The following is an 8330-nucleotide window of genomic DNA, read 5'->3' on the forward strand; positions in this document are numbered from 1 at the left end:
ACTGAGAGCAGGTATTCACTACTTTAAAGTGAAAATTGAAGCCGATAGTAATACTGCTAAAACAAACAATTTTGGATTGTTGCGTGTCGGTGCTTGCGAAGGTGCATTAAAGCAAGAAGTTGAACTAAGAGAGGTTTTAAGTGGCTATAAAATGATTGGAGAGCTACTGGCAAAGACTACCAAAGATTCTGTAAAGGTAGATTGGCGATCAGTTGAACATCCTCAGCCACAGGAACCGGAAGAGCCGGAAATAAACACAAATTTTGAGCAGCTAGAATCTTTGGCAAATTCAGCAGAGCCAATCTCAAATGAAGCAGAGCAAAATGACGAAAAATCTGTGCTCTCAGACGAAAATGCTACTGATGAAACTAATCCCAAACTTACGCATGGGGGCGCAGAAATTGGGGAGTTTGATGATAGTTTATTGCAGCAGCCAGCAGATTCCCTAAAAAACCTGGTGGTTGAGCCTTTAGACCCTTCGACTACGCTCCCTTCGACTACGCTCAGGGAACGGGGAGAACTAAGTGAAAACCCGGTTTCGTTAGTGGAAGTGCCTCAGTCTTGTACTGCTGATGCAACTAACGCAGCATCCGAGTATTTAGAGGAGGAATCCTACCCAGAAGAGGAAATGTGTGCAGATGAGAGCGATCGCAAACTACTACTACTAACTTCTCTCCCTGAAGACAACACAACCTTACAATCTTGGCTGGGAGAAGATAACTCCTTAGAATCTTGCTTATCCATAACCAGTCAAGTTTGTCAATTCTTTCGCTATATTCACAAGCACGGGTGGTGCTTCGTCCAAATCCTGCCCCAATTTATTGAACTAGGAACTCCCATCAAGTTTTTGGATTTAACGGGAGCTTATCCATTGAATGAAAAATTGCGATCGGGCTTGTCAGAAAACTACGCCGCTCCCGAACTCGCCTATGGCAGCCATCCCATCCAAGAAGCAATGAGCAGCTATACAGTAGGAGCCTTATTGTATCACGCCATTCACAAACAACCCCTTTCCTCCACAAACCAAATCGACCTGAAAATCAACCCCATTCCCCGAATTTACCAACTCCTAAAAATTGCTCTCTCACCCTTACCGGAAGAACGTTTTCCTTTGTCTCAACTCTTAAGTCTCTTGGTAGAAACCAGGCAATCTTTACAAGGTACTAAAATCGACTGGAATGTCGCCAGTCGATCGACTACCGGCCTATCCACCAGTCGCTTGCAAAATGAAGATAGTTATGGCATCCGCCAAATGCAGTTAAGCAATTCCGAAACCCTCATCTTAGGAGTTGTTGCTGATGGCATGGGCGGAATGTCTCAGGGCGAAGTTGCTAGTAAATTGGCAGTTCAAACAGTCCTAGAAGAACCCATTCCTGCTGAATTCAACACTATAGAACAAAAAGCTGCATGGCTGGTTTCATTAGTGCAGAAAGCCAATGAATCTGTAGCTACTCATGTGCGGGACGGCGGAACCACATTAAGTATCACTTTAGCAGTGGGAGGAGATTTGGCGATCGCCCATGTTGGAGATAGCCGCATATATCTTCTCAGACAAGGAGAAATACGCCAATTAAGCGAAGACCATTCACTGGTAGCCATGCTGGTAGCCAGCGGTCAAATCACCCCAGAAGAAAGCTTAGATCACCCAGATCGCAATGTGCTCACAAAGTCGATCGGCTCAAAACGCAGATTAAGCGATGGCTACGTCCAACAATTAAGCCGTTCAGATCAAAACCTATCCTTAGCCTTAGAAAACGGTGACATCTTGCTACTATGTTCCGACGGCGTATGGGATTTAGTATCAAATGCAGAAATAGCTCAATTTTTTACGCATAACAAAACTTTGCAAACAGCAGTTGATGAAGTCATTAATTGCGTCCTTCAGCGAGGAGCATCAGACAACGCCACACTTCTAGCCTTAGAACTTAGCAGCCATCCAGACAACCGTTACTAAATCAATCGGAGTAGATATTAGTCATGTCAATCATCTGTCCTTATTGTGCTACAGAAAATCATGAAAATGCCCTAGCTTGTATGAGTTGCGGTGCTCCTTTTTCCGTGCAAACATCTGGCTATTACTTATCTGCTGGCAGTTCCCTCCAGCAAGGAAAGTATAAAATTGAAACCTTAATTGGCGAAGGTGCATTTGGCATTACCTACAGAGGTATTGACCTAGTAAATTCTCGGACTGTCGCCATCAAAGAAAACTGGCCAGAAAAAGCTAGCCGACAGGGAACCACAGTGGTTTGGCCCCACACAGTCACTCCAAAAGATAAAGACTGGCAACTGAAGAAAGTAGCCACAGAAGCTCAATATTTATCTCAGTGTCAGCACCCAAACATTGTCAGAGTCTACGATTATTTTCAAGAAAACAGTACCGCCTATGTGGTGATGGATTTCATCACAGGTAAACCCCTTTCTAAAATCCTGGAAGAAGAGGGGCCGCTACCTATGCAACGAGTGAAACGTTACTTACTGCAACTATCAGCAGCACTCACAATCGTTCACGGGGCAAAATTGCTACATCGAGATATAAAACCAGAGAATATTCTGATAGATGGCCAAGACAGAGCAATTCTGATTGATTTTGGTGCAACAAAAGAATTCATTGCCGGACAAACTAGACAAATGAGCGTCACCCTAACGCGGGGATACGCACCCCTCGAACAATACAGCTACAAAGCCAAGCGCTATCCCGCTACAGATATCTATGCTCTCTGTGCCTCAATGTATGAATTATTAACCGGTCAACTTCCTGCAGAAGCCACAGATAGAATATCTTCAGAAACCCTAGTTCCCCCTCGTCAATTACGCCCCGACCTCAGCCCTTTAATTGAACACATCATTTTAACAGGAATGAAAATCAAGGTAGAGGAGAGATTTCAAACAGCCGATGAACTGATTAAAGTTTTGAGAGGAAGCAGTGTCACACCCAAACTAATTCCTCTCAAATCCGTTAGTTTCATCACAGAAATTTTATTAGATAAAAGCAGATTAATTATAGGGAGAAGTGAGCCAGGAGGTGAATTGCCAGATATCGATTTAGATAGTTTTCCAGATGCCAATACTGTATCACGCCCCCACGCTGGAATTTATCAAGAAGCCGGAGAGTGGAAAGTCAAAGATTTAGGTTCAGTTAATGGAACTTTCATCAAACGCGCCGGACAATCTAGGTTTGGCAACAGAATGACTGCCATTGAAATTTTAAATTCAGGGGATGAGATTGCCTTTGGTAAAATTCGCTTTCGATTTGAGAACATTTAAAAAACCAACTCCCGGCCCCTGAGCGAAGTCGAAGGGTCGAAGGCACAACCAACTCAATTTGAGAAAATTTTAAATTTGAACTGAGGTAACTAAAATGTCTATTACTTGTCCCGCTTGCATGACAGAAAACTCCGATAATGCGTCGTTTTGTACTGTCTGCGGCTTTTCTCTCACTCCTGCTGGTAGCAGCAGTTCATCTTCCTATCATTTGCCTGCTGGCGCATTACTCAAACAAGGCCGCTACAAGATCGAAAAAACCTTGGGAGAAGGCGGATTTGGAATTACTTATAAAGGTACTGATTCAACAAACTTAATGGGTATTGCCATCAAAGAACTGTGGCCTGAAAAAGCAATCAGACAGGGAAATACCATTACTTGGCCGAATTCTATTTCTCCACAAATCAAACAGCAACAACTCTCTAAATTTCAGCTTGAAGGGAATTATTTATCGAGATGCGTTCACCCGAATATTGCTAAGGTTTATGACTGGTTTGAAGAAAATAAAACTGCTTATATAGTTATGGAGTTTATTTCGGGAAAGTCATTATACCAGGTAGGAAATGAGGAAAAACCTTTATCTGAAGAGCGGGTGAAAGGATATATAATTGAAATTGCATCAGCTTTAAAAGTTGTTCACACTAATAATCTCCTCCATAGGGACATTAAACCAGATAATATTATTATTGACAATCAAGATAGGGCCGTTTTGATAGATTTCGGTGCTACTAGAGAGTTTATTGCTAATCAAACTACTAATATGACGCAGTTGTTAACCCCCGGATATGCTCCACTAGAACAGTATTCAGCAAAAGGCAAACGCTATCCTGCTACAGATATTTATGCCTTGTGTGCTTCAATGTATGAATTATTAACAGGAGAGCCACCAGCCGCCGCTACCGACAGAGTAGCATCAGAAACTCTGACTCCACCTCGAAAATTACGCCCGGATCTCAGCCCTTTAACTGAACAGGTTATTTTAACCGGCATGAGAACGAAGGTAGAGGAAAGATTTCAAACGGCTGATGAACTCATTGATGCGCTCAAAGGTAACTTTATCACACCTCTGCACAGGAAATCCCTGGATTTTGTCAAGCAAGGAAACTTAGCAGAAGCTGTTGAAGCTTACGAAAGATGTTTAACTACTGAGCCTAATAATGGTGAAGCAGCGGTAGAATTATCCCTGGTTTTGATTCACCTCAATCACTCTCAAACAGAAGTTGCTGCACAGAGAGCGATTCAAGTGAAACCGAATGATGGTAGGGGCTATGGAGTGCTGGGTTTGATTAATTGCCGCAAATCAAATTGGCAAGAAGCGGTTAGACAATTGCAGCAAGCAGCAAATCTTTTGTCTCATGAGAGTTGGGTACAAGCTAATCTAGCTTGGGCTTTGGGCAAAACTGGAAATTGGCAACAGGCAGAAAGTGCGATCGATCGCGCCATTCAAATCGAGACTAAAGGTGATTTAGATCCGAAAATTAAAATGACGCTTGCATCACCTTTTGTACTAGGATTGAAAGGGTGGATTGCTGTGAATCAAAAAGACTGGAAACTAACTATCAGTCATGCTACACCAGCTATTACTAAGTCAAAGCAGGCTAATTTTCAGGGCGATCGCGAATTGCTACGCTGGGCATATCCTTGTCTAATTATCGCCTTAGATAAAGCAGTAATTACTCAACAAGCGCGAGATATAGAGCGACGCACCCAAGAGTTTATTACTCAGGTTCCTGACAGCAGTTTTGCCTGGGGTTTTATAGGCTGGAAACAAGCTTTGCAGGGGCTATGGACTGATGCTATTCCTAATTTTGAAAAAGCGGCGCGCTATCCACAAGCCGCTGCTTGGGTATTGAAAAATTTAGGCATTGCTCGCGAACAAGTCCAAAATATTCCTGGTGCTATCCAAGCTTATGAAGCTTACAATCAGAAATTTCCACCCCATGCTTTTATCCAATTTCGTTTAGGTACATTGTTGGGGCGGCAGGGACAGTGGCGTCCAGCGCAGTCCTATTTGGAAAAAGCGGTTCAGCTACAACCGGATTATGCTGAGGCTCATCATAATTTAGCTTGGGTTTTGTTCAATCTTAAAGACCGAAAAGGTCAAATTGAGAATTTGCGTGCCATGCGCTCGGCTTATCGGACAAGTTTTGAACTCTATAGCCAACAACAAAAACTGGCTTTAGCTCAGGGAATTAAACAAGCTTTCCAAGTAATTGAAGTTGAGATTTAGTGCGCTCTTTATCATTTTAAGCTCTCCCGCATCTAAATTGTATTTTTGGGGCGGGCTAGGAGCAACAGAATTAACTGGCGTTGCTGCTTTACGGTATGAAAGACTAAATATGCCAATCATAGAAACCAGTACCCACAAAGCTTCTGGATTTTAAACTTATTTTTTTCATACCCTGATTAAGCAACGCCAATTAACTTATGGTGAGCATCACTACAAGCATTATTTTTCAGGGCGTATCTGCTTTATTGAAGTTTTGGAATTGTACATATTTTATAAGGCTATAATTCCACGGCGTATATGACATCAGTGCACTTGCAAAACTTGACTCTCACCCGATTTCCAGCGACGCGCGATCGCCATCAACAATTCAGGAATCTCCTCAGCAGAAATCTCCTTAATTGCATTCTCCACACCCGTTCCTTCCACCAGATCCCCAGCTACCAGCGAACAAAAATATTTGCGTGCTCCCGGAGCAATCTTCTGCATCGCCTCCAACAGGTTGTCGAGCATCTCGTCAGTTACACCCTTCTTTCCGTGCCTAAACTGCGACACAAGACTCTCGCTGACCCCAGCAACTCGAGCTAGGGCTTTGCCACTGATGTCATAACGTTTCAAAGTATTGTGGAAGGCTTCATAAATTAGCATTAAGATTTGTCACCTTAATTCACTGTGGGTGAATCTAGATTTACCATTGGTAAATAATTGGGGTCAAATTGGAGGTTTTTGATGGAGACTGACCTGCATCCACAGCTGCATAAAGCTTTTTGGCTGGGGAGGCAAAATTGGATGCTATTTAACTTTAGCAAAATTAGGAGGTTTGCCAACACAGATTGCCAAATTTTTAGCAAAAACTTCTCGGTAACCCTCGCAGGGACTTGGAAGATGTCAAAACAGGCATCGCCCAATTCCTCTCATATCGCTTGGAGGTGCACCGATGAGCGACATTAATCAGGCTCCCCAGACGATCGCCCAGACAATCGACTGGCTCCACAATTGCTTGGGCAGACCTGCGCTGCCGGAATGTCCCAAGGAATGCGAAAGGGACTGCAACGTTCCCGGAGGCAAAGCGCCTGCTTGGATAAACCAGAAAGGAAAAGCAGTCAAAGTCAGTTGGAAACCCTATCAAAAGCAATTGCCAACTCAGGCAAACTTAGCGAAGTGGTTCGCCCACACCACTGGCATCGGCACTCTCGGCGGCGGACCTAATATACATGGTCACTACATCGCCTTTGTCGATCTAGATCGCAAAGAAAAAGTCTTCTCCTCGCCACAAGCTTTTGAGGCGCGCCTAGAACAGTGGTTCAACGACTACCCCCTTCTGAATGTCGCCCCTCGATTTCGCACCCCTTCGGGCGGATACCGAGTCATCCTCGCCTTCACAGAAGAACCAGATTGGACAGCCTTCAGCCTAGATCGAGACAGGTCCCGAATGGGCGAACTGCTTGCCCGAAACGGCGGTCACACCCTGCTGCCCCCTACTGTCGGCGCGAACGGCATCCCATACCGCTGGGAATATTTTGTTGCATATCCGCCTACAGTTGCCAAACCGGAAGATGTTGGTATTTACCCAACACGGCAACAGCACCCGTCTATTCCTGCCAACACCTCGCCCCGTTCTGTAGGAAGTTACGTCCCCGGCGCAATTCGCCTAGAAGACCTCATCTCCCCCCGCACCCTTGAAATTCTGACAGGTGGTGCCAAAACAGGCGATCGCTCCGACGCCCTGACCGCTCTCGCCTCCGAATGTTACGGCTGGGAAGAGTTCTGCCACCGCTACAGTATCTCCTACTCCGGCACCACTGAAATCTTAGCCGAGTACGCCTGGGGGCAAATGGAAGACAGCAGCCGAGATCCCTACAAATGGCAGCGCATCCTCAAAACCATTAGCCCCTCCGCTTGCCAAACCGCCGCCGAATATCACAGCGGAGACTCTGAAAATTGCTGGAAAAAGATTTACCGGCTGGATCGAGAAACCTTCCAGGCTTCATGCCCCCCTCACATTAGAGACAGGATTTTAGGAGAATGGGGTATCGACAAGCGCCCCAGGGCATCACCGACAGCGAGCCAGCAGCAGCTCAACTCTCAAAAGTTACAAGCAGATCATGTAGCGTCAGAGAGCATCCTGCCAAACAACGGTCAGGTTACAGATAATTTTTACCCGCCGGATTCTGACAGCAAACAGAAAGAAAACCAGCTCCTCAAATATATCGATCGGCTCCTCGAACGGGGCAACATTCCCCTGTCAGAAAGAAGATCCGAGTGTGCCCAAATCGCTCAAGCTTTGGAACTCGACCCCAAATACGTCGAACAAATCGTTTTAACCCGACTGCAAGAATGGCAGTTCGCAGAAGTCGAAAGCGAAAAAACCCTTATTGAAGATTTAGTTAGCAAGCGCAAGCAGAGTCTCGACTTGCACCAAATTTTACCGCCTGAAATTGCCTGCATCCTGGCACAAATCGCTGCTGCAATGCCCACCAGCGCCGAACACCTGATGACAGTAGGTTGGTCAACCTTCGGCTGCGCGATCGGCACGGCCGCTGAAGTTGTTGCTTGGTCTGGATTCAAACAAAAGTCCTGCGTGCTGTGGACAATCAGCACCGCCCGGTCGGGGAAGCTCAAAAGTCAAACTCAAGAAGTTATGGTCAATCCCATCCGGCTCTTGCAGCAGGATGCCAACAGCGAATACTGCATTGCCCTCAAAAGCTACAAAGAAGCACAAAAAGCCTCCCAGCAAAATCGAGACCCCATCGGGCCGCCAGAAGAACTCCCGCCCCCACCCGTTCCCCGCGAGTATTGGGTCGAACACATCACCGTAGAAGCCCTGATCCGCACCATCAAC

5 protein-coding genes are annotated in these 8330 nt (G+C 45.4%); 4 read left to right on the forward strand and 1 reads right to left on the reverse strand.

Annotated features, from left to right (window positions below; all coding sequences use genetic code 11):
- The 3 genes from IQ270_RS25820 to IQ270_RS25830 all read left to right on the forward strand — a co-directional run.
- Nucleotides 1-1954, forward strand: a 1954-nt coding sequence (locus IQ270_RS25820; RefSeq protein WP_339384335.1) for a protein phosphatase 2C domain-containing protein, incomplete at its 5' end; no start/stop codon positions are given.
- Nucleotides 1955-1977: 23 nt separating this feature from the next.
- Nucleotides 1978-3264, forward strand: a complete 1287-nt coding sequence (locus IQ270_RS25825) for an FHA domain-containing serine/threonine-protein kinase (RefSeq protein ID WP_193976021.1) — start codon at nt 1978-1980, stop codon at nt 3262-3264.
- Between the two features lie 94 nt (nt 3265-3358).
- Nucleotides 3359-5491, forward strand: a complete 2133-nt coding sequence (locus IQ270_RS25830; RefSeq protein ID WP_193976022.1) for a protein kinase — start codon at nt 3359-3361, stop codon at nt 5489-5491.
- Nucleotides 5492-5794: 303 nt separating this feature from the next.
- Here IQ270_RS25830 and IQ270_RS25835 read toward each other — a convergent pair whose 3' ends face one another.
- Complete coding sequence (locus IQ270_RS25835) at nt 5795-6136, reverse strand: hypothetical protein (protein ID WP_193976023.1); 342 nt, start codon at nt 6134-6136, stop codon at nt 5795-5797.
- 289 nt (nt 6137-6425) lie between these two features.
- Here IQ270_RS25835 and IQ270_RS25840 point away from each other — a divergent pair.
- Nucleotides 6426-8330, forward strand: a 1905-nt coding sequence (locus tag IQ270_RS25840) for a DUF3987 domain-containing protein (protein WP_193976024.1), incomplete at its 3' end; no start/stop codon positions are given.

Origin of the sequence: Microcoleus sp. LEGE 07076, assembly GCF_015207455.1 — a bacterium.
Lineage (GTDB): Bacteria > Cyanobacteriota > Cyanobacteriia > Cyanobacteriales > Microcoleaceae > Microcoleus.